This window comes from Asticcacaulis sp. (genome assembly GCF_027484505.1).
Lineage (GTDB): Bacteria > Pseudomonadota > Alphaproteobacteria > Caulobacterales > Caulobacteraceae > Asticcacaulis.
This window is the reverse complement of sequence record NZ_JAIXSV010000274.1, coordinates 1-19,423: the sequence shown is the minus strand read 5'-3', so window position 1 is coordinate 19,423 and position 19,423 is coordinate 1. Positions and strand designations below refer to the sequence as shown.

At 61.0% G+C, this 19,423-nt stretch carries 14 protein-coding genes; 3 read left to right on the top strand and 11 right to left on the bottom strand.

The genetic code is table 11. The annotated features are described in order from the left end of the window. On the top strand, positions 1 to 435 hold a 435-nt coding region (locus Q0072_RS16065), incomplete at its 5' end, for an aldehyde dehydrogenase family protein (protein WP_298332162.1). An 80-nt stretch (positions 436 to 515) separates the two neighbouring features. Here the strand turns inward: Q0072_RS16065 and Q0072_RS16060 are convergent. The 7 genes from Q0072_RS16060 to Q0072_RS16030 form a co-directional block, all read right to left on the bottom strand. Beyond that, positions 516 to 1,193 (bottom strand): response regulator, encoded by a 678-nt coding sequence (locus tag Q0072_RS16060; protein WP_298332159.1) that lies wholly within the window; start codon positions 1,191 to 1,193, stop codon positions 516 to 518. Further along, positions 1,190 to 3,850, bottom strand: a complete 2,661-nt coding sequence (locus tag Q0072_RS16055; protein WP_298332157.1) for a sensor histidine kinase KdpD — start codon at positions 3,848 to 3,850, stop codon at positions 1,190 to 1,192. Before Q0072_RS16055 ends, Q0072_RS16060 begins: the two co-directional genes overlap by 4 nt. Then, the gene (gene kdpC, locus Q0072_RS16050) at positions 3,847 to 4,407 is read right to left on the bottom strand and encodes a potassium-transporting ATPase subunit KdpC (RefSeq protein ID WP_298332168.1); all 561 of its coding nucleotides are present in this window, start codon (positions 4,405 to 4,407) and stop codon (positions 3,847 to 3,849) included. The genes Q0072_RS16055 and kdpC overlap by 4 nt, the downstream gene beginning before the upstream one ends. A gap of 28 nt (positions 4,408 to 4,435) precedes the next feature. After that, positions 4,436 to 6,502 (bottom strand): potassium-transporting ATPase subunit KdpB, encoded by a 2,067-nt coding sequence (kdpB, locus tag Q0072_RS16045; RefSeq protein WP_298332154.1) that lies wholly within the window; start codon positions 6,500 to 6,502, stop codon positions 4,436 to 4,438. A 4-nt stretch (positions 6,503 to 6,506) separates the two neighbouring features. Beyond that, positions 6,507 to 8,252, bottom strand: coding sequence for a potassium-transporting ATPase subunit KdpA (gene kdpA / locus Q0072_RS16040; RefSeq protein ID WP_298332151.1), 1,746 nt, complete (start codon positions 8,250 to 8,252; stop codon positions 6,507 to 6,509). Positions 8,253 to 8,267: 15 nt separating this feature from the next. Next, complete coding sequence (gene kdpF / locus Q0072_RS16035; RefSeq protein ID WP_126422718.1) at positions 8,268 to 8,360, bottom strand: K(+)-transporting ATPase subunit F; 93 nt, start codon at positions 8,358 to 8,360, stop codon at positions 8,268 to 8,270. Positions 8,361 to 8,660: 300 nt separating this feature from the next. Then, positions 8,661 to 10,532, bottom strand: coding sequence for a glycoside hydrolase family 97 protein (locus tag Q0072_RS16030; RefSeq protein ID WP_298332148.1), 1,872 nt, complete (start codon positions 10,530 to 10,532; stop codon positions 8,661 to 8,663). A gap of 184 nt (positions 10,533 to 10,716) precedes the next feature. Between Q0072_RS16030 and Q0072_RS16025 the strand changes: the two genes are divergently transcribed. Beyond that, the gene (locus tag Q0072_RS16025; protein ID WP_298332145.1) at positions 10,717 to 11,721 is read left to right on the top strand and encodes an alpha/beta hydrolase; all 1,005 of its coding nucleotides are present in this window, start codon (positions 10,717 to 10,719) and stop codon (positions 11,719 to 11,721) included. 64 nt (positions 11,722 to 11,785) lie between these two features. Here Q0072_RS16025 and Q0072_RS16020 read toward each other — a convergent pair whose 3' ends face one another. The 4 genes from Q0072_RS16020 to putA all read right to left on the bottom strand — a co-directional run bounded on the left by Q0072_RS16020 (position 11,786) and on the right by putA (position 19,153). Then, positions 11,786 to 14,692, bottom strand: a complete 2,907-nt coding sequence (locus Q0072_RS16020; protein WP_298332142.1) for a TonB-dependent siderophore receptor — start codon at positions 14,690 to 14,692, stop codon at positions 11,786 to 11,788. Positions 14,693 to 14,970: 278 nt separating this feature from the next. Then, a complete protein-coding gene (locus tag Q0072_RS16015; protein WP_298332139.1) occupies positions 14,971 to 15,531 on the bottom strand; it encodes a demethoxyubiquinone hydroxylase family protein in 561 nt (186 codons plus the stop codon). A 49-nt stretch (positions 15,532 to 15,580) separates the two neighbouring features. After that, complete coding sequence (locus Q0072_RS16010; protein WP_272740103.1) at positions 15,581 to 15,871, bottom strand: hypothetical protein; 291 nt, start codon at positions 15,869 to 15,871, stop codon at positions 15,581 to 15,583. A gap of 210 nt (positions 15,872 to 16,081) precedes the next feature. Further along, the gene (putA, locus tag Q0072_RS16005; RefSeq protein ID WP_298332134.1) at positions 16,082 to 19,153 is read right to left on the bottom strand and encodes a bifunctional proline dehydrogenase/L-glutamate gamma-semialdehyde dehydrogenase PutA; all 3,072 of its coding nucleotides are present in this window, start codon (positions 19,151 to 19,153) and stop codon (positions 16,082 to 16,084) included. 154 nt (positions 19,154 to 19,307) lie between these two features. On the opposite strand from putA, the gene Q0072_RS16000 reads away from it, so the two are divergent. After that, positions 19,308 to 19,423 (top strand): AsnC family transcriptional regulator (locus tag Q0072_RS16000; protein ID WP_298332165.1); only part of this gene is annotated, 116 nt, incomplete at its 3' end.

Sequence of the window (19,423 nt, the reverse complement as noted above, 5' to 3'; positions counted from 1 at the left end):
CTTCAGGGGCATGAGGAGGGCTTCTTCCTGGCCCCCAGCCTGTTCGACCATGTGACGCCCGCCATGCAGACCTATCAGGACGAAATCTTCGGCCCGGTGCTGCAAATCGTGCGGGCCAAAACCTTGGAGGAAGCCATCCGCCTGCCGTCACAGCATCCTTACGGCAATGGCGTAGCCCTCTTCACGCGCAATGGCGATGCGGCGCGCGAGTTCGCCTCACAGGTCGAGGTCGGCATGGTCGGTATCAATGTGCCCATCCCGGTGCCCGTGGCCTATCACAGCTTCGGCGGCTGGAAGCGCTCGGGCTTTGGCGACCTCAACCAGTACGGCATGGACGGCGTGCGCTTCTACACCCGCACAAAAACCGTCACCCAAAGATGGCCGCAGGGCGACGTGGTGGTCGATCAGAGCTTCGTAATTCCCACGATGGGGTAGGGGCCGTTTTTGGCCCTTAGCGGCCATGGGTCACTGTCGAGTTGCAGTGGGAACCGTACATAGCAGCTTATCGTCACGCCCTAATCCTGAAAGCGATAGCCAATGCCCGGTTCGGTCAGGATAAACCGGGGCTTGAGCGGATCATCTTTCAGCTTTTCGCGCAGGTGCTGGGTATGAATGCGCAGGTAATGGGTCTGGTCCGAGGTGTGGCGATTCCACACCGCCTTGAGAAGCTGGGCGTGGGTCAGGACCTTACCCGGATGGGCAATAAAGGCTGAGAGCAGCTTGTATTCGATCGGCGTCAGGTGGACGCTTTCTCCCTCAAGCCATACGCGCCGGGCGGCCGTATCGACCTTAAGCCCGTTACGCTCAAAGACCTGCGGCACCTCGCTCTGCTTTTGGGCGTGCCGCAGCGCCACCTTAATGCGGGCCAGCAATTCGCCGGGGGCAAAGGGCTTGGTGAGGTAATCGTCGGCACCGTTTTCAAGGGCCCTGATCTTGTCCGCCTCCTGCTCACGCGCCGACAGCACGATGATGGGGATTTGCGACCATTCGCGCAGGGACGGGATGACGTCCTGCCCGTCCTGATCCGGCAGGCCCAGGTCAAGAATGAGCAGATCGGGGGCATTGAGCGTCAGCGCTTTCAGGCCGTCCTGCGCATTGCCGGCTTCAAGCACTTCGTGACCCTGCGCGGAGAGGATGGCGCGCAGATGGCGGCGGATATCGCCTTCGTCTTCGATGATCAGAACCTTGGTCATACGGCGTGTGTATAGGCTGGCAGGGTAAAGATAAAGCTGGCGCCACCGGTGGGGTTGGTCTTGGCATAGATCAGGCCGCCGTGCGCTTCGATTATCCCTTTGCAGATCGCCAGACCCAGACCGTTACTCTGACCTGAGCGATCAGAGCTTAACCGATCCGAAGACAGCCCGCCTGCCCGGTGGAACTTTTCAAAAATCTGATCTTCTTCACCGGGGGGCAGGCCCGGCCCGTTGTCACTGACCCTGACGCGCACACGGTCCGCGTCGGCCTCAAAACTGAGGGTGATGATGCCGTCGTCCGACGTATGGGCGATGGCATTTTCCAGCAGGTTGATCAGCACCTGTTCGATCAGGGCCCCGTCGATATTGACCATCGGAATCTGTCCGGTCGTGACCGTGCGAAGCTGACGGTCTCCCTTCTGCGGATCAATGCGCTGCAAGGCCGCCCCGGCGATTTCCTGAATGAGGTAGGGCCCAAAGTTGAGCTTGAGCTGGCCCGATGTGATGGCCGCCATCCGCAGCAGGTTGGCCACGAACTTTTGCAGGCCGGTCAGATGCCCCCACAGCGAGGTCAGCTCATCGACCGCTTCGCGCGGCAGTTTTTTGCGCATCTTCAGCAGTGACGCGACCGCGCCATTCATCACGGTCAGCGGCGTCTTAAGATCGTGCGAGACGGAGGCCAGCAGGACATTGCGCAGCTTTTCATTCTCGGTTTCGACGCGGGCGCTTTCGGCTTCCCGGCTTTGGCGGGCGCGCTGCAAAGCGCTGGCGATCAGGCTGGCGACGGTTTCAAACACCAGCCACTCGGCCCCGGTGAACTGACGGTTGCGGTCGCGCGGCGTCAGCCCCAGCACGCCCGGTTCGCCGGGTAATGGTACGTAGAGGCCGCTGGCGGACGGAAGGGTGTCGGTATGCCGCCCCGCAATCTGGCGGTTTTGTGCCACCCACTGCATGGCCCCCAACTCGCGCGGATCGGTTTCAGGGACGCCGGTGATCTGAGCGCCGTCGTTCCACAAGGCGACCTCGACATCAAAGGCCGCCGTCAAACCCCGGCGGACCGCGTCGCCTATCTCCTCGATACCTCGTGCCGCCGAAAGGGCGCGGGAGAGATCATAAAGCAAGCGGGTTTCGGCCTCGCCCCGCCTCGCCAGCCGGACGTGCAGCGACAGGCGTGCCGTCAGTGAGCCGACGATCAATGAGGTCGCCAGCATGACCGCGAAGGTCAGGACGTAGCTGATATTGTCAAAGGTGAAGCTGTAATAGGGCTTGATAAAGAACCAGTTGAACGCCGCAACCGACAGGATCGACGACAGGACTGACGGCCCGATGCCGTAGCGCGCCGCGACGATAACCACGCCGGTCAGGTACAGCATGACCAGACTGTCCGGGTCGATCATCTCACGAAAGGGCAGGCCCAAAAGGGTCGAGACCCCGACCGCCACACCCGCCATCAGGTAGGTGCGGGGGGCCGTGGCAAAAAGAGTGTGCCCGATGGGGTCGCGGGGCCTTAGCTCGGTCTGTTCCGCCGTGAGCGTAGTAATCTCCAGTCCGGCTCCCTGAGCCATCAGCTTTTGTGACAGCGAGGGCAGGCCTAAGCGCCACCAGACGGGCCGGCTGTGGCCCAGCACCAGACGCGTAAACCCATTGTGGCGCGCGTAGCCAAGGATGGTCGCTGCGGCACCACCGGCGATCAGACGCACGACGCGCCCACCCAGCTTTTCGGCCAGCCGCAGATGGTGCTCCACCCTCAGGCGGGCCTTGTCGGACAGGGTTTCGTGCCGGTCCGTTTGCAGGTAGAGGGCAGACCACGGCGCGCGCGAACGGTCGGCCATGCGCTTGGTGTGGCGGATCAGGCGTTCGGACAGCGCGTCCGGCCCCACCAGCACCAGAATCTTGTCGCCCGTGGCCGCTTCGGATTGCCCCATAGCCGCGCTGAAGGCGTCATTATCGGCATCCACCCGCTCGGCGGCCCGACGCAGCGCCAGTTCCCGCAGGCGGCCGAGATTGCCTTTTTTGAAGAAGTTGTCGGCGGCCCGCTGCGGCGCGCCTTCGGCGACATAGACCTTGCCCTCCGACAGGCGCTGCAACAGGTCTTCGGGCGGAATGTCGATCAGCGCGATTTCATCGGCTTCGTCAAACGCGACATCCGGCACGGTCTCCTTGACCCAGACGCCGGTCAGCCGTGCCACCACGTCATTAAGGCTTTCGAGGTGCTGGACATTCAGCGTGGTGTAGACGTCGATGCCGTTTTCCAGCAGCTCCTCAATATCCTGCCAGCGCTTGGGGTGGCGTGAGCCGGGCGCATTGGTATGGGCGTATTCATCGACCAGAATCAGATCGGGTTTCATATGCAGGGCGGCGTCGAGATCGAACGCCCGCACGCTGACGCCTCGATGCTCGATCGTTTTTTGCGGCAGGACGGGCAGGCCATCGAGCAGGGCCAGGGTTTCCGGGCGATTGTGGTGTTCCGCCACACCGATAATGACGTTTCGGCCTTCGGCGTGAAGCCGCCGCGCCTCGCTCAGCATGGCGAACGTCTTGCCCACCCCGGCGGAGGCACCGAAGAAAATCTTCAGCCGCCCGCGCAACAGGCCGCCCGCGTCATGGCTGACGAGGGCGAGCAGTTTATCGGGGTCGGGTCGGGTGTCTGCCTTCACTTCAGCCTTCCATCGAGTCGCAGATTCACCTCTAGCACATTGACGCGGGCTTCGCCGAGGACTCCGAAATCGGGCGTTTGCGTCGCCGCGGCGATGGCGTCACGCACGCGCTGTTCCGGCATGTGGCGGGCAGCAGCGATACGCGGCACCTGTACCGCCGCCGCCGCCGGGCTGATGTGCGGATCAAGGCCAGAGCCCGACGCCGTGAGCAGATCAACGGGCACGGGGCCGGTCAGGTTCAGCGCGTCGCGGCGGGCCTTTGCCGCTTCGATCAGGGCGGGATTATTCACCCCGTAATTGGAGCCTGACGAGGCGGCGGCGTTGTAGGGGGCGGGCCCTGTGGCGGAGAGGCGACCCCACAGATACTGAGGCTGGCTGAAGTTTTGCCCGATCAGGCGCGAACCGATGACGGTCTGACCGTCGCGGATCAGCGAGCCCTCAGCCTTATCATGAAAGGCGGTCTGGACGATGGCCGTGGTCGCCAGCGGATACACGCCGCCAAACAGAACGGTGAAGACGGCCAGAGAGACGACGGTGGGTTGGATGTGTTTGATCAGTGACACGAGGGTTGTCCTTTGTGTGGGGTTAAACCAGACCGACCACGGTCAGGCCCATATCGATCAGCTTGATGCCGATGAAGGGCGCCACAATGCCGCCCAGCCCGTAAATCAGCGCGTGGCGGGTCAGCATGTGGGATGCGGACTCGGCCCGGTACTTCACCCCCTTCAGCGCCAGCGGGATCAGGGCAATGATGATCAGCGCATTGAAGATGACCGCCGAAAGGATGGCGCTTTGCGGGGACGACAGGCCCATGACATTGAGCACCCCCAGCGCCGGATAGGTCGTGGCAAAGGCCGCCGGAATGATGGCAAAATACTTGGCCAGATCGTTCGAGATGCTGAACGTCGTCAGCGCCCCGCGCGTCATCAGCAGTTGTTTGCCGATCTCCACAATCTCGATCAGCTTGGTCGGATCGGAGTCGAGATCGACCATGTTCCCGGCCTCCTTGGCGGCCTGCGTGCCGGAGTTCATGGCCACGGCCACGTCCGATTGCGCCAGTGCCGGGGCATCATTGGTGCCGTCGCCGACCATGGCGACCATCTCGCCCCCTTCCTGCATCTTGCGGATATATCTGAGCTTGGTCTCCGGCGTGGCTTCGGCCACAAAGTCATCGACACCGGCCTCCGACGCGATGGCCGCCGCCGTCAGCGGGTTGTCACCGGTGATCATCACGCTCTTAATGCCCATCTTGCGCAGTTCGGCCAGACGCACCTTGATGTCCGGTTTGACGATGTCCTTAAGGTAGATCACGCCCAGAACCTTCGGCCCTTCGGCCACCATCAGGGGCGTGCCGCCCTTTTTGGCAATGTCCTCGACGACGGTGGTGACCTCGGCGGGGACCAGCCCGCCCTTGAGGTTGATCAGGCCCGCAATGGCATCGCCGGCGCCTTTCAGAATATGGCGCTCGTTGATGACAATGCCCGACACGCGCTGTTCCGCTGAAAACGGAATGAATTCAGCCTTGAGGTCGGCGGCCGAGCGCTCCGGCAAGCCGTACTGCCCACGGGCCAGGGCGACGATCGAGCGGCCTTCGGGCGTTTCGTCGGCCAGCGACGACAGTTCGGCGGCTTCGGCCAGTTGCTGAAGGCTGACATTCGGGGCGGGGAAGAACTCGACCGCCTGACGGTTGCCGAAGGTGATGGTGCCGGTCTTGTCCAGCAGCAGCACATTGACGTCGCCCGCGGCTTCGACCGCCCGGCCAGAGGTGGCGATGACATTGGCCTTGATCAGGCGCTGCATACCCGAAATACCGATGGCCGACAAAAGCCCGCCTATGGTCGTCGGTATCAGGCAGACGAGCAGGGCGATGAGGACGGTGATGGAGATGACCGTGCCCGATCCGGCCTTTGCGACGCTGAACAGCGAGAACGGCAAAAGCGTGGCGCAGGCCATCAGGAAGACCAGAGTCAGGGCCGCCAGCAGGATGGACAAGGCGATTTCATTGGGGGTCTTCTGACGTTTGGCGGACTCGACGAGACCGATCATCTTGTCGAGGAAGCTCTCGCCCGGATCAGCGGTGACGCGCACGATGACCCAGTCGCTGAGGACGCGCGTGCCTCCGGTCACCGCGTCGCGGTCGCCGCCGGATTCACGGATAACCGGGGCGGACTCGCCGGTGATGGCGCTTTCATCGACGCTGGCAATGCCTTCGATGACCTGCCCGTCGGCGGGGACGATGTCCCCGGCCTCGACGCGGACCGTATCTCCCTTACGCAGGGTGCTGGCGGCGACCGTAGTCAGCTTGCCCGACTTATCGAGCTTGCGGGCTTCGACATCGCGGCGCGCCATCTTAAGGCTGTCGGCCTGCGCCTTGCCGCGCCCTTCGGCGAGGGACTCGGCGAAGTTGGCAAACAGGACCGTGAACCACAGCCAGAAGGCGATCAGGCCGACGAACCAGACGGGCTGGCCGCCGCCGATGACCGTGCCGGGAACGGCCAGCATGATGGCCAGGATGAGGGTGGTGATGATCGACCCGACCCAGACCAGGAACATCACCGGATTGCGCGCCTGATAGCGCGGATCGAGCCGCTGGATGGCCTGAAGAACGGCCAGCCTGAAGTCGGTTTTATGGGTTTGCGAAGGTGCGGACATAGGATTAGCCCTTGATCAGGTTCAGGTGTTCGATGACCGGGCCCAGCACCAGCGCCGGGGCATAGGTCAGGACGCCGACGAGGACGATGACGCCGATCAGGAAGACGACGAACAGCGGCGTATGGGTCGGAAGGGTTCCGGCAGAGGCGGGAACGGTACGCTTGGCGGCGAGTGAACCCGCAATGGCCAGCACCGGCAGCAGCACGAAGAAGCGGCCAAACAACATGCACAGGCCAAGCAGTGAATTGTAGAAGGGGGTATTGGCGCTCAGACCGGCAAAGGCGGACCCGTTATTGTTCGCCGCTGAGGTGAAGGCATAAAGCACTTCGGAAAAGCCCTGTGCCCCCGGATTATAGATACCGGCCTGACCCCAGGGTGTCAGCACGGCCACCGCCGTGCAGATCAGCACGAGGGCGCAGGGCAGGAGCACCGCCATGGAGGCCATCTTGATCTCAAACGCACCGATCTTCTTGCCGAGATATTCCGGCGTGCGCCCGACCATCAGGCCCGCGATGAAGACCGTCAGGATGACAAAGACCAGCATGCCGTAAAGCCCGGAGCCGACGCCGCCATAGATGACTTCACCGAACTGCATCAGGATCATCGGGATCAGCCCGCCCAGCGGCGTGAAGCTGTCGTGCATGGCGTTGACCGAGCCGTTCGAGGCGGCTGTGGTCGCGGTCGCCCATATGGCCGAATTGGCGATGCCGAAGCGCGTGTCTTTACCTTCCATATTGCCACCGGCTTGCGCGGTGGCGGGTCCTTCCATATTCGGAGCGGTATCCGCCCCGGCGGCCACCAGATGCGGATTGCCGGCCTGTTCCAGCCCGATGCAGGCGGCGGTCAGCGGCACAAAGACCAGCGTCATGGCCGCGAAGATCGCGATGCCCTGTCTGCGGTCGCCGATCATCTTGCCAAAGGTAAAACACAGAGCCGCCGGGATGAGCAGGATCGACAGCATCTCGATCAGGTTCGACAGGGGGGTCGGGTTCTCAAACGGGTGCGCGGAGTTGGTGTTGAAGAACCCACCCCCATTGGTGCCCAGCATCTTGATCGCTTCCTGTGACGCCACGGGACCCACAGCAATGGTCTGGCTGGCGCCTTCGAGCGTGTGGGCGGTGACGTAGCTGGCAAAGGTCTGGATGACGCCCTGACTGCTGAGCGCTACCGCGACGATCAGCGCCAGAGGCAGAAGGATGTAGAGATTGATGCGGACCAGATCGACCCAGAAGTTACCGAGCTTGTCCGTCGTCTGACCCGTCAGACCCCGGATGAGCGCGGCCAGGACGGCGATGCCGACGGCGGCCGACACGAAGTTCTGCACGGTCAGGCCGACCATCTGGCTGAAATAGCTCAGGGTCGTTTCGCCGGCATAGGACTGCCAGTTGGTATTGGTGACGAAGCTGACCGCTGTATTGAACGCCAGATCCGGCGTGAGATTGGGCAGGTGCTGCGGATTAAGTGGCAGAACGCCTTGCGTCAGCAAAAGCCCGAACAGCAGAATAAACCCGCCGAACGAAAACAGGATGACGGCGGCAGCGTAATCCTTCCACGTCATGTCCTGATCGGGCCGGACATCGCCCATAGCGTAGATAAGGCCTTCAACGCGTGTGAAGACCGGACTGAGCCAATTGCGCTGACCCGACAGGACGCGCGCCACATAGCCGCCGAGCGGCACAGCCAGCGCCGTCAGCGCAGCCATATACAACACAAGCTGAAGCCAGCCTGCGGAGGTGATACCGAGGAACATGTTCAATTGTCCGGATTAGGGGAAGAGTTCGGGCTTGATCAGGGCGACGATCAGATAGCCCGCCAGAGCCACCACTATGATGGCAGAAGCAATGTAGAGCGCGGTCATTGTCCGCCCTCGCGCAGGCGGTCAGCGAAGCGGACAAAGGCCAGACACAGAGCAAAAAACCCAATGCCGGCTACAAGATAGACGATGGCCATGACGCCCTCCGTTATCGATAAGATCAACGGATGCGGTTTACGCCTCAGTGCATATAGCGGGTGTATAGATGCAAACAGTCCGCATATAGATTTTGTATAGGCCAAAGTCCGCTGGGGTGGGACGGGTCAGCATCCCATAAATGAGCGCCTTTGGGCGCAAATCGGTCGTGTGTCATAACCGTACACGCTAATCGGACAGCTTACAGTTTCACTTTTCCATCTCAACCACCACCACACTCCCGCCGGAGGGTTGGGTGTCGAGGGTTAGCACGTTGGTGTTCGACACCTTTTGCGTTGAGGTGACGATATCGGTCGGTTGGGTGCCGTCGGTCCACAGGCGGGCGGTAAAGGTGCCCTTGGGCAGGAAGTTCAGCGGCAGTTTGACCGTGCGGGCCTGATTGTCATTCATCAGGCCGATATACCAGGTCTTCCCCTTGCGGCGGGCCAGAGCGATATACTGATCCGGTTCGCCGCCTATAAAGCGCGTTTCGTCCCAGGCGGTCGGCACCTCGCGGATAAACGCGAACCCCGGCGCATGGACATAGGCCGACGGGTCGTCCGAGACCATTTGCAGCGGGCTGTCGTATACGACGTACATGGCCAGAGCCTGACCGCGACGGGTCTGGGTCGAGGGCATGACCTCGGTCGGCTTATAGCCTTCGGGTACGCCATTGCGGAAGCCGCCGGGTGTATAGTCCATCGGCCCCAGCAGCATCCGCGTATAGGCCAGATGCACATTGTGCGCCGCCGTCACGCGCTTCGACGGGAACTTGTCGTACTCGGCCCCCAGCACGCCTTCCTGCGTGATATAGTTGGGGTAGGTGCGCGACAGGCCGCCCGGCGGAAAGGCGCCATGCATATCGAGCAGCAGACGGTGTTCGGCGGTCGCCTTAGCCAGACGTTCATAGAAGGCGACCATCTCCTGATCGTCGCGTTCCATGAAATCGACCTTGACGCCCTTGATGCCCCAGTCGCTATAGGTGCGCAGCACCTCGTCCATGCGCGGTTCGATGTGTTTCCAGTGCACCCACAGCAGAAGGCCAACGCCGCGGTCTTTGGCGTATTTGACCAGAGCCGGCATGTCGATGGCCGGGTCGGCGTGCGTGATGTCGGTCTTCGGGTCGGCATCGCAGCAGCCGGTGGCATTGAGCGCCCAGCCGGCATCGATCAGGAAATAGGGGAAGTGGTTTTCGGCGGCAAAATCAATAAAGCGACGGAAGCGTTCCATAGTCGGTTTGTCGGCAGAAGTCGGGCCCGACCACCAGTCCCAGGCCGCCATACCCGGTTTCACCCAGCTGAAATCGCCCTGCGGCTGCGGTGCCAGATTGCCCAGCAAAGGGGAGGCGATCAGGTCGCCCGCACGGTCGGCGGTCATCACGACGCGCCATGCCGTTGTCACGCCCTGCCCCACATAGGCGAGGGAGGTGTCGTCCGGGCGCGGCGACAGTCTGACCCGGAACCCCTGTCCGTCGGGGACCAGACCGGAGCTGGTGTAACCGGCAATGCCCGACTGGGCGAGCGCCAGCGCCGTATGGCCTTTGGCTGAGGTGCACAGGGCCGGGATGTCGTAAGTTTTGGCCGCATCCAGTTGAGACACCTTGAGTTTCGTCCAGTTGTTTTCGTGCGAGGAGGTGTATTCGCTGACGAAGCAGGACAGGTCGGTGCTGAAGCGGAACTGCGTCTTTTCGGCGCGCAGTTTGACCGGTGTGTCGCGCACTATGTAGCGGAAGGCGACGCCGTCATCATAGGCGCGCACTTCGATTTCCAGCGGTGTGCGGGCGGCGTCGGTCGCCTCGAACTTCAGGCGCGCAAAGCTGTAGTGGTCGCGCGCCTTGGCGGCCTTGGTGGCGACCAGAGGTAGGGTGCGGTCCACGGTCCCGCGCTCGACCTTTTGCAGTTTGAGTGCCGACAGGTCCGGCCCTTCGGCCAGATCGAGGCCCAGAGGCGAATTAATGATCAGCGGCTCAGAACGCCGTGTGACCGAAAAGGTCCGGCCATCTTCGGAAATCGCGATCTGAAGCGCCTTGTCCGGAGACATGGTGACGACCTGAGCCGCCATGGCCAAGGGCAAAAGAAACATGCGGACCTCCCGTGGACGAGGCCTGTCGCGCCCGTCTCATTTAAAACGATGATTTACCTGTGAGATGAACTTGCCAGACAAATAGCGGGGAGGCAACGGTCTTTGTTGTCGCTGTCGGCTTGTCAAATCGCGTTTAGGCTCTAAACTGCGCAGAAATAATCAACATCGCGCAGGGAGCCCCGCCATGCCCATCTCTTTGGATCGCCGTCAGATATTGGCCAGTGCTGCCGCTTCGGCCCTGTGGCCCGTGGTGGCCTTTGCGCAGGATTCCGGGGCACCGCTGGTAGCCGAGGGGATGAAGGTGCCTCTTCTGCCGCCGCTGGAGAGCTTTCCCCTGTGGCCCAAGGGCAAGGTGCCGGGGGCCACGGGCGTGACGGTCAGGGAAGAGTGGATTCTGCGCAACCCCAAAGAGGGGAATCCGAACGACACAGCGGCAACCCATGTGACGGAACCAATCCTTATGGTGCGGCGACCGAAAAATCCGAATGGTGCAGCCATTCTGATGATCCCCGGCGGCGGCTATGTGCGCGTAGCCGTGAGTCGCGCAGGTGGCGGCACGGACAAGGACTTTGCCGATCGCGGCACGACGGTGTTTGTTATGACCTATCGTCTGCCGGCCGACGGTTGGGGCGCAGGGCCCGAAGCGCCATTGCAGGACGCTCAGCGCGCCATCCGTCTTATCCGCCACCGCGCCAAAGACTTTGGCATCGACCCGAACCGTATCGGCGTCATCGGCTTTTCGGCGGGTGGGCATCTGGCCGGATGGCTTTCGGAAAGTTTCGGGCGTGAAACCTATGCGCCGGTCGATGCGGCCGATACGCAGCCGACCAAGCCGCTGGTGACCGGCATGTTCTATCCGGTGATGACCATGCTGGCGCCTTACGCGCATGGCGGTTCGGTCAAGGCCATGTTCCCGAATGGCGGCACGGATGAGCAAAAGCGCAAGGTGTCGCTGGAGTTCAATCTGCCTAAGGATATGCCGCCAACCTTCCTCGCCCACGCGGGGGACGACCGGACGGTCCCTGCGGAAAACAGCCTGATCCTCTATCAGGCCCTGCGCGCGCAGAAGACACCGACGGAGCTGCATATCTTCGAAAACGGCGGCCACGGCCTGCGCGTCAATGGTCAGGATCAGCCCTATATGTCGCTGTTTGAGGCCTTTGCGAAACGCCACGGCCTGTGGGGGTAGGTTCTTTTTGAAAAATACCCCGCTGGAGCTAATTCCAGCAGGGTATTTTTTTATCTGACCGCGTTTACCACTTGCGTTCGATGGACAGGGTAAAGGTACGCCCCAAAAGGTCGTACTGGCTGGTCAGGGCCGCATTGCCGAGACGCGCCGCGCCGTAGTTGGAAATTTCCGGCGGCGTTTCGTCCAGGACATTTCGCACCGAGGCAATCACGCTCCACTGATCGAACGACTTGCGTAGCGAGAGGGTGTGGTTGGCATAGAACTCAGTATTCATGTCATAGCAATAGGATTGATTGGCGACGCCGAACAGCGTGCCGGTGTAGCAATTCGTCTTGTAATAGTCGAAGTCTGACGTTTCACCCACGAAGGTGCCGCTATAGGTGAAGGTATAGGTGCCACGGCGCAGCGAAGCCGTCAGGTTACCAACATATTCCGGATAACCCACATAACCGAGATAGTTGGTCGGCGTGGAGGCGTTCTTCAGTTGATAGGTCCACTTGCGCACAAAGGAGTGCTGGCTGGACACCGACACGTTGCCGAAGCTGAACCGGCGGTTATAAGCAAAGGTCAGATCAAACCCGCGCATGAACTGTTCGGCGACGTTGACATAGGCGTTCTGGATCGTGCGAACGCTGCCGTAGGTGGATGAGCCGCTGGTGAGGTCGCGTGTGAACAAGGAGCAGTAGGGCGACGACATACCGACAGAGTTCATACACTCATAGACGATGTTGTATGAGCCGTAGGTCGTGATCTGGTTTTTGATCTTCGTTTCGAAGAAATCGATCGCTACGCTGGCATTGGTGAACTTTGGCGTCCACACCATGCCGACCGTGCGGTTGTCAGAGGTTTCGGGCTGAAGGCCCGCCGCCCTACCGCCGCCGGTATAGACCGTAGCTGAGGAACCCAGACCGGCATAGGTGGTGCTGAGCCCCAGAGCCGCGCAGTTGGTTTTCACCGTTTCCGAAATGGTCGACGAAGTGCCGTAATTAATGCACGGGTCAACCGCCAACTGCGTCGAATAACCCACCTGATTGCCAAGATATTGCTCATACAGTGACGGCGCGCGGAACGAGGTGCCCTCCGAGCCGCGGACGCGGAAGGTGTCCGTAACCGCCCAGTTCAGGCTGGCCTTGTAGGTCGAGCTTTCGCCATAGGAGTCGTAGTCGCTATAGCGGCTCGAAACCGCGATATCCAGCGTCTTGGCGAACGGCAGGTTCTTCAGGACAGGCACGCCGAATTCGACATAGACTTCGTTGATATTGTCCTTGCCGACCGTCTGCCCCGCCGTGGTCAGGCCCCAGTAGTTGGCCTTCTGCGCCTGCGTTCCGGGCGTATCGTTGATATACTCCTTACGCAGCATAACGCCGATGCTGGCGGCCACCGGACCGGCGGGCAGGGTGAACAGGTCCCCCGACATGCTGGCTTCGACATAGGACTGACGATAGGTGGTGCTGCCCTGTTCATAACCAAACAGGAAGGCGGTTTCTTCGGGAGAGAAGACGCCGGTTTCGACGGTTGACTGACGATAATATTTGACGCCGCCGGCAGGACAGCTGGTTGCCGTGGTCAGCAGCGCGGTGTTGCAGACGCTGGCCCCCACCGTGGCATTGACGCGGTCATTATAGATGAAGTCGTAGCCATAGGTGGAATTGTTCAGCGAGATCTGAGCCGCAACGTCATAGGTCCAGCCCTTCAGGAAGCCTATCTCCGGCAGATCACCCTTAACACCCAGCAGACCGCGGGTATAGTGCACATCCTGATCGACATTATAGGGGATCAGGATGATGGGATAGCTGGTGGCCTTCAGTATATTGTTTGGGTTCGACGCGCTGACGGTCGGATAGAACTGGCGCCAGCTCTCCTGACGCGAAGTGCGGCGGTTGTACATGAAATCGCCATAGACTTCGGTGCCATTGTCCAAGGTATAGCCGCCGGTGAAGTTCACCGACCGGCGCGTCACCGGAGAAATGACGGTTTTCGACAGGTATCGGTCCTGCATATAGGGCGCGGTAGCGCGTGAGTTGCGCGATTCATCCGCCGTTGCGCCGGTATAGATGACGCGCTTAAGTCCGTTCGCCTGGGTCGAGTCAAAGACGTAATAGTTACCCGTATAGAGGACGCTGGCCGTCAGACCGTAGCATTTATAGTCACCCGTCGCCGGATCGACCACGTCAGCACGGGTGCCGTCGGCATAGGTGATGCGCTGTTGCGGGCAGGCCAGATAGTCGCGGTCACCCTGGCGCAGTGCTTCCTGCTTGTAATAGTCGAGGTTGAACAGCCCGTGGAACTTGCCTTCATTAATCGACTGGCTCAGGCTGGCATTATAGGTTTCACCGCCGCCGTGCTCAGGCACCGAGGCAAAGGCGCGGAAGCTGCCGCCAATCGACTTCTTCTTGGTCACGACGTTGACGACGCCGGCGATGGCGTCCGACCCGTAGATGGCCGAAGCGCCGTCTTTCAGGATTTCGTAGCGGTCAACGATGGAAGAGGGGATGGTGTTGAGATCCACCGGTCCGACTTGACCGCGCGTGCCCGCCGGGCCGACGCGGTGACCGTTGATGAGGATCAGGGTGCGATTGGCCCCCAGACCACGCAGCGACAGGGTGTTGACGCCGGGACCACCCGTTACGTTATAGCCCGTATAGCTGTTATCAATTTGCGAGGCGCTGGCGGCAATGGTTGAACTTTGCAGGATGCGCGTTGTGTCCACCACGCCTTCCAGCTCAGCCTTTTCGGTCGAAATGATCTGCACCGGCGAGGTCGCGTTGAATTCGGTGCGACGCAGGCGTGAACCGGTGACGACAACCTCCTGAACGGCGGTGTCTTCTGTGGGTTTGGCTTCGGCTTTATCTGCCTTTTCCTTGTCCTTGGCGGTTTGCGCCTGAACCTGCGGCACGGCCAGCGCGGTCAGAGCCAGAGCGGTGCAAAGAGCTGTGCTGAGCCCATAGCGTCCGGGTATGACTTTTTTCATTTATACGCTCCAAATATCGCCGCAGAAGGGGAGGAAGCAGCGAGAACGTATCAAATGAAAAGGAGTGCCCCGTAAACGTCAATAAACTGTCTCGTAAATACCGTATATATGTCGGTGTATATTGTAATTTTAGCATAGTATATTTCAATATAATTTCGTTATATTCAATAATGAAATAAATTAAGTCGATTTTGTTACAATTGTATTATTTTGAAAACAAAACGCCGATATTGTAACTTTGGTGACATTATTCAGGCGGTCCGACGTATAGGTTAAGGTTACAAGCGGCGCAGTCCGCGTTCCATGCGGGTTACGGCCCCTTGCGTCGATAGCCAGATAACGCCTTCCGTCGCTATGCCGACAAAGGCTTCGATCAATCGTGACAAGGTCGTTTCCTTCAAGCGGGCGCGGGCAAATTCTAGGTGCTCTATTTCCTGTATGCGGATATCGGCGATCAGGTCCGCCAGCGGGTCGTTCACCCGCATCAGAAAGGCGATCTGTTCGTCCAGATGCCTGTGTACCTTGCCTTCGACAGCGGCAGTGCAGGCCATGACGGCATTGCGGCCCATCAGTGCCGTCGCTAAACCTAAAACCCACCCTCGAGTGCTCCACAGCCACATGGCATGGCATGGTCGGGTCTTGTAAGCGCCCATGCTTTCACGAAAACGGCGACAATGATCAATTTCGTGGGAAAGCGTTTCCGTCAGGAACGGCACCAGATCGGGCTGAAGCCAGCGCGCGGTCCATAGCTGAGCCCTGTAGATGCGGATAGCGCCGTATTCTCCGGCATGGTTGACCTTGAGAATGCGAGCAATGGTTTTTTGCGTTGTCAGAGTCACGGCCACCCCCAATAGCCGCATTGTTCAGACCCATAGGTTGGCGTCAACCTCAGGCAATCATCCGGCGTAGGACCGAATTACCTTTGCGCGCGGCCAGCACGGCGGTGACGAATTCGCGGCGAATGGCCGGGTAGTCTATAGTCGGTGCATAAAAGCCCTGAAGCGCATGATAGATGTAGGCGTGGATGCGCGTAATGTCTTCGCCCGTCAGGTCCGGCAGGGGATCGCTGATCAGTATGGCCAGCGCACGCACCACGGCGCCTTCGGCCTCATCGTCGGTGGCATAGACATAGAGCAGCCGGTCAAGCGCGTGTTCCAGAACCTTCAGGTCGATCATCATAGCGGGCCTCTTAGAGCCTCATGCCGAAAAGTACTATGAAACCCTTTTTGGCACTTTTCGGGAAAACATGAGGCGTTGCAAAAAGTGTGAGCTATGAGGCGGCTCCAATGAGCCGACGAATGCTCAAGGACAACCTCATCCGATAAGATGAGGCTGCCCCCGAAGCCGTAAACGGACAATCAGTAGAAGGGGCGTCCGAAATAAAGGGCGTCAGATGTCTGTTTCGGCCAGAGACAACAGGGTGGCATTGCCGCCCGCCGAGGTCGTATCGACGGAGACGGTGCGCTCACTGGCAAAACGCAACAGATAGTGCGGGCCGCCTGCCTTGGGGCCGGTACCGGACAGGCCTTCACCGCCAAACGGTTGTGATCCGACCACCGCACCGATCATCGAGCGGTTGACATAGAGATTGCCGACCTTCGCCAAAGACTTGACCCGTTCGGCCGTTTCGGCGACGCGCGAATGCAGCCCCATGGTCAGGCCGTAACCCCGCGCATTGATGCGGGCGACCACGCTGTCCAGTTCACCGGCCTTCCAGGTGACGACGTGCAGGATGGGGCCAAACCATTCCTGCGACAGGTCTTCGATGGCGTTGAGGCGGATCAGGGTCGGCGGCACAAAAAGACCGTTTTGTGGGGATTCAAGCGTATGAATCCATTGCGATTGCATCGACTGGCGATACGCAAGTAACTTATCATGCGCAGCGGCGTCGATGACCGGTCCGACATCGGTACGGATATCCGCCGGGTCGCCCAGCACCAGTGCATCCATCGCGCCCTTAAGCATATGGATGATCGTATCGGCCACGTCTTCCTGCACGATCAGCAGGCGCAGGGCCGAGCAGCGCTGGCCGGCCGAGCGGAAGGCCGAGGTCACCACATCGCCCACCACCTGTTCCGGCAGGGCGGTGGAATCGACGATCATGGCGTTGAGGCCGCCGGTTTCGGCGATTAGCGGCACAAGCGGGCGGCTGTCGTCGCTCAGCAGGCTGCGAGCGATGGCGCGCGCCGTACCGGTCGAACCCGTAAAAGCGACGCCATGCACGGCCGTTGAGGCGGTCAGGGCCGCGCCGACGTCGGGGCCGCCGGGCAGGAAGTGCAGCACATCGACCGGGATTCCGGCCTCATGCGCCAGTTGCACGGCGCGGAAAGCGATCAGCGGCGTCTGCGGCGCGGGCTTGGCCACCACAGGGTTTCCGGCGACCAGAGCCGCGGTCACTTGCCCGATGAAAATGGCCAGCGGGAAATTCCATGGCGAAATGCAAGCAAAGGTGCCTCGCCCGGTAAGGCGCAGTTCGTTCACTTCTCCCGTCGGCCCCGGCAGGGTCACAGGGCTGAACTGTTCGCGCGCATTAACGGCATAGTAGCGGCAAAAATCGACGGCTTCGCGGATTTCGGCCACGGCGTCACCGATCGTCTTCCCCGCCTCGTGCACGCACAGCCCCATCAGTTCGAGGCGGCGCGTCTCCAGCAGGTCAGCGAGGCGCTCCAGACAGGCGGCACGGTCTTCGACCGGTGTCGCGGCCCAGCGATCGGCGGCGGCATCGGCAGCCTTCAGGGCGCGCGCCACGTCGTCGGCGGAGGCTTCGATGACCGTGCCGATGGGCTGCGACGGGTCCGCGGGACGCACTACCGTCTTGGCCGTACCGCTGACTGCTTGGCCCGACACCAGCGCCGTGGCGGCGTGAGGTTTCGCACCGATTTCGGCAATCGCGCTCAAGGTCGCATCAAGTGTGGCCTGATCGCTGAGGTCCAGACCCTGCGAATTGCGGCGGCCGGGAAAGAGGCCTGCGGGCAGGGGGATGGCCGGGTGCGGGCGACCTTTGACGGCGGCGATGTGGGTGGCGGGATCGGACAAAAGCGTTTCCTCATTAACAGTTGGGTCGGCCAGTTGATGCACGAACGACGAATTGGCGCCGTTTTCCAGCAGGCGGCGCACCAGATAGGCCAGCAGCTCCTTATGGCCACCGACGGGCGCATAGGTGCGGCAATGATAGCCCAGATCACGCACCAGACGCTCATGCAGACCTTCGCCCATGCCGTGCAGGCGTTGGAATTCAAAGTCGCGGCGTTCGCCCGCCCACTCCATGATCGTCGCCACCGTCAACGCATTGTGGCCCGCAAAGGCCGGCCAGATGTGCGAGGCGTCCAGCATATCCCTGGCGCAGGCGAGGTAGGAGACATCGGTCGCGGGTTTGCGCGTAAACAGCGGATAGTCGCTGAGGCCTTCGACCTGAGCGCGCTTGATTTCCGAATCCCAATAGGCCCCCTTGACCAGACGCACCTTAAGGCGATGACCGGTCTCCTGACCGATGGCCTGCGCCCAGCCGATCAGCGGACGGGCGCGCTTGCCATAGGCCTGCGCCGCCATGCCGAGGCCGTCCCAGCCGGACAGGACCGGATCACGCAGCACGCCTTCGATGATGTCGAGCGAGATCATCAGGCGCTCGGTCTCTTCGGCGTCTATGGTCAGGTCCATATTGTAGCCCGCGGCCCTGGCGGCCAGATGGCGGATCTTCTCAATCAATTGCGGAACGCAAGTTTCCTGATTGGCGACCTCATAACGCGGGTGCAGGGCCGACAGCTTGATCGAAATGGAATGGCCGGTCCCCTTGGGTGAACGGCCGACCGTATCCAGCGCCTGCTCATAGGCGGCAAAGTATTTTTCGGCGTTGGCAAAGGTGCGCGCCGATTCCCCCAGCATATCGAAAGAGGCGGTGAAGCCCTTGTTTTCGGGTTTGGCAGCGACGTCGAGCGCTTCGTCAATGGTGCGGCCCATGACGAAGACCTCCCCCATCATCTTCATGGCGACGGCCACACCCTGACGGATGACCGGTTCGCCCATACGGGTGATCAGTTTTTTCAGCGTGCCGGCCTGTTGCGGGTCTTCGACCAGGGCGCGGGTGAGGATCAGGCCAAAGGTCGCCGTATTGACCAGAGCCGAGCCGGATTTCGCCTTGTGCGCCCGCCAGTCGGCATCGCCGATCTTGTCGCGGATCAAAAGGTTGGCCGTTTCCGGATCGGGCACGCGCAGATAGGCTTCGGCCAGCGACAACAGCGCCACGCCTTCGGCCGTATTCAGACGGTATTCCTGAAGGAAGCGATTGACCCAGCCGGTCGATTGCGCCGCCTTGAGGTCCTGAAGGATCAGCCGCGCCTGCGCCATCACCCGCTGACGTGTGGCGGTATCGAGCGTGGCGTCGGGCAGCAGGGCCGCCAGCACCTCCGGCTCAGGGGCGCGATGAAGGGCGATCATGCGGGCGCGGGCGTCGGCAGGCGTCATGGAGGCTCCGGGATGGTCGTATATGAAACTTTTTTAAGTATGCCCGGTTTATGGAAAATGTCCTCGGAATTTTGCGGCAATTGACCGAAGGATATTTATTTATTATTGCCATTTTTATGCAAATATTCTGCGTAGACCGGATCGGGAAAACGCCATGCTGGATGAGATCGACCGCAAGATTCTGCGCCTGCTGCAAGCGGACGGGCGCATGACCAATCAGGCTTTGGCCGAGGCCGTGCACGTCTCACCGGCGGCTTGTTTTGAACGCGT

Coding starts and splice junctions, on each gene's coding strand:
- Q0072_RS16060 (WP_298332159.1), bottom strand. CDS start 1,193: ATGACCAAGGTTCTGATCATCGAAGACGAAGGCGATATCCGCCGCCAT.
- Q0072_RS16025 (WP_298332145.1), top strand. CDS start 10,717: ATGCCCATCTCTTTGGATCGCCGTCAGATATTGGCCAGTGCTGCCGCT.
- kdpF (WP_126422718.1), bottom strand. CDS start 8,360: ATGACCGCGCTCTACATTGCTTCTGCCATCATAGTGGTGGCTCTGGCG.
- putA (WP_298332134.1), bottom strand. CDS start 19,153: ATGACGCCTGCCGACGCCCGCGCCCGCATGATCGCCCTTCATCGCGCC.
- Q0072_RS16010 (WP_272740103.1), bottom strand. CDS start 15,871: ATGATGATCGACCTGAAGGTTCTGGAACACGCGCTTGACCGGCTGCTC.
- kdpB (WP_298332154.1), bottom strand. CDS start 6,502: ATGTCCGCACCTTCGCAAACCCATAAAACCGACTTCAGGCTGGCCGTT.
- kdpA (WP_298332151.1), bottom strand. CDS start 8,252: ATGTTCCTCGGTATCACCTCCGCAGGCTGGCTTCAGCTTGTGTTGTAT.
- Q0072_RS16030 (WP_298332148.1), bottom strand. CDS start 10,532: ATGTTTCTTTTGCCCTTGGCCATGGCGGCTCAGGTCGTCACCATGTCT.
- Q0072_RS16020 (WP_298332142.1), bottom strand. CDS start 14,692: ATGAAAAAAGTCATACCCGGACGCTATGGGCTCAGCACAGCTCTTTGC.